Here is a 2,705-nt window from a genome sequence, read left to right on the forward strand (position 1 = left end):
CACCCGGCGGCTCAGCAGGGCGTTGAGCAGGATCGCGCCGAAGGTCGCCGTGCCAATCCCGCCCACCGTAAACCCGCCCAGCGTCAGGGCGAAATCACCCGCCCCCAGCACCAGTGTCACCGCCACCATGATCAGGTTACCGTTCTGGCTCAGATCAACATGATTCTGCACCCAGATACGTGCACCCGCGACGGCAATAAGACCAAATACCACAATCGAGGCGCCGCCAATCACGGGTGCCGGGATGGTGTGGATCAATGCGCCGAATTTCGGGGAAAAGCCGAGCAGCATCGCCATCACCGCCGCCGCCACGAAGACCAGCGTCGAGTAGACTTTGGTCACTGCCATCACGCCGATGTTTTCCGCGTAGGTCGTCACGCCGCTGCCGCCGACCGAGCCGGAGAGCATGGTCGCCAGACCGTCTCCCACAAACGCCCGTCCCATATACGGGTCCATATTGCGGCCGGTCATTCCCGCTACGGCTTTCAAATGGCCCAGGTTTTCAGCCACCAGAATCACCGCGACAGGCGCGATGAGCATCATCGCCTGAGCGTTAAAGGTGGGCGAGGTTATGTGCGGCATGCCGAACCAGGCGGCCTGATGAATCAGTGTGAAATCAACCGGTTTGCCGAGGCCGAACACGTTCGCCAGCAGCGCGTAGACCAGACAGGCCGCAATCAGCCCGACCAGGATCAGCAGCCGCTGGATCATGCCGCGCGTAAAGACCGCCACCACGCCGATGCACAGCACCGTAATCACCGCCATCCAGCTTTCAAACGGTGAGCCGGAAACGCTCTTCACCGCAATCGGCGCGAGGTTCAGGCCTATCGCCATCACCACCGCCCCGGTGACGACGGGGGGCATCATCCGCTCGATCCAGCGTGTGCCGACTTTCATCACCACCAGACCGGTCAGGGTGTAGACCAGCCCACAGGCGATAATGCCGCCGAGGGCCACGCTCAGGTTGGGGTTAATACCCTGACCGTTAAACCCGGTCGCTGCAATGACCACCCCAACGAAGGCGGCGCTGGAGCCCAGATAGCTGGGCACACGCCCGCCGGTGACAAAAAAGAACAGCAGGGTACCCATACCCGACATCAAAATGGCGAGGTTAGGATCCAGCCCCATCAGCATGGGCATCAGCACCGTCGCACCAAACATCGCGACCGCATGCTGCACGCCCATCACCATTGTCTGCCCGAGCGGGAGCCTTTCATCCGGCGCGACCACGCCTGCTTCTGTGGAGGTCGATTTCAACTGCCAGTGGGGAAGTCCGAACATGATCTGTCTCCTGAATGCGGATTAACAGGCGGGTCGCATAAGTGCGTGATAGCCGCGGTCGAACCACACCAGCCCTTGCGGCGCCGGGTGGCGTACGATGGATACGATGTCGCAAAACAGAATGTCGTGAGTGCCAACGCTCACCACCTGGCTGATGCGGCAGTCGAACGAGGCCAGCGCATTTTCCAGACGCGGGCAGCCCGTGTCGCCTGTCTGCCAGCGGGCAGCGGCAAAGCGGTCCGCCATCGGCGTTTTCCCGCCAAACAGGTTGGATAAAGGCTCCTGTCCGGCACTCAGCGTGTTAACGCACAGGGTGCGGTTCTCGCTGAAAATCGGCCAGACCGACGCGCCGCGGTTGAGGCACACCAGCAGAGTGGGCGGGGTATCGGTTACGCTGCATACCGCGCTTGCGGTAAAGCCCGCCATTCCCGCCGGGCCGTCGGTGGTGATGATATTGACCGCCGCACCGACGCAGGCCATGGCATCACGGAACGTTTGTTGATCGGGTGTCGTCATGATGGCTCCTTACGCCAGCCCGCAGGCATCGTCAAAGGCCAGACGCGGCAGGCGTCCGTACAGTTTGGTCGTATCGCCGTAGCCGATGTTGATCAGCAGATTGCTTTTAAGCAGCGTGCCCGTGAAAAAGGCCGCGTCCACTTTTTCCCGGTCAAAACCGGACATCGGCCCGGTGTCGAGCCCGAGCGCGCGGCAGGCGAAAATCAGGAACGCGGCCTGCATTGAGCTGTTGCGAAAGGCGGTTTCTTCCGCCAGCGCGGGGCTTGCGGTAAACCAGCTTCTGGCATCGCCGTGCGGGAACAGTTCAGGCAGGCGCTCATAAAACTCGCTGTCCCAGGCGACAATCGCCGTGACCGGGGCAGTGAGCGTTTTCTCAAGGTTGCCGCTGGAGAGCGCCGGGCGCAGCTTTTCTTTTCCTTCCGGGCTTCGCACAAACACAATGCGCGCCGGGGAGCAGTTGGCGGACGTCGGCCCCCATTTCATCAGGTCATAAATCTCGTGCAGCGTCTCGTCACTGACCGGTATATCCAGCCAGCCGTTATGGGTACGTGCGCCGGTAAACAGCGTTTCCAGCGCGGCGGGCGTGATGGCTTCGCTCATTCAAACTCCTTACAAAGCGGGTTCTGGGCTGTGCAGCAGGCTGGCAAGCCCGTTCAGCAGCAGAGTGTTAAAGATGTCCGGCGCGGTCACGTTGCAGGCATGCCCGCCCTGGCACATGACCGTTTTGCGGGCGTGCGGGAGTGCGGCGTGCAGTTCATCAGAACAGACGGACGGCACCAGCAGATCGTCGGTGGAACAGATAATCTGCACGGGGCAGCGAACGCGTGCAGCGTGGCGGCTGAAATCGGCCTGCTTCAGCGCATGCAGCCTGCGCAGCAGATTGGCTTTGCCCTGAAAATGGGCCAGCG

Annotated in this window: 4 protein-coding genes; all 4 read right to left on the reverse strand. The window is 61.7% G+C overall.

All coding sequences use genetic code 11. The features are described 5' to 3' along the window. Nucleotides 1–1,281: pyrimidine utilization transport protein G (rutG, locus tag DD606_RS24430; RefSeq protein ID WP_129259362.1), on the reverse strand; the 1,281-nt coding region annotated here is incomplete at its 3' end. 21 nt (nt 1,282–1,302) lie between these two features. Next, on the reverse strand, nt 1,303–1,797 hold the full coding sequence (gene rutF, locus DD606_RS24435) for an NADH-dependent FMN reductase RutF (RefSeq protein WP_003858102.1): 495 nt from the start codon (nt 1,795–1,797) through the stop codon (nt 1,303–1,305). Between the two features lie 9 nt (nt 1,798–1,806). Next, on the reverse strand, nt 1,807–2,397 hold the full coding sequence (locus tag DD606_RS24440; RefSeq protein ID WP_003858101.1) for a malonic semialdehyde reductase: 591 nt from the start codon (nt 2,395–2,397) through the stop codon (nt 1,807–1,809). Nucleotides 2,398–2,406: 9 nt separating this feature from the next. Continuing rightward, the coding region (locus DD606_RS24445; protein ID WP_219824227.1) for an alpha/beta fold hydrolase at nt 2,407–2,705 on the reverse strand (299 nt) is incomplete at its 5' end.

Origin of the sequence: Enterobacter cloacae complex sp. GF14B, assembly GCF_004136805.1 — a bacterium.
Classification (GTDB): Bacteria; Pseudomonadota; Gammaproteobacteria; order Enterobacterales; family Enterobacteriaceae; genus Enterobacter; species Enterobacter hormaechei_C.

Bases quoted from the DNA above. Each gene is read 5' to 3' on its own strand.
- rutF (WP_003858102.1), bottom strand. From the start codon at position 1,797: ATGACGACACCCGATCAACAAACGTTCCGTGATGCCATGGCCTGCGTC.
- DD606_RS24440 (WP_003858101.1), bottom strand. From the start codon at position 2,397: ATGAGCGAAGCCATCACGCCCGCCGCGCTGGAAACGCTGTTTACCGGC.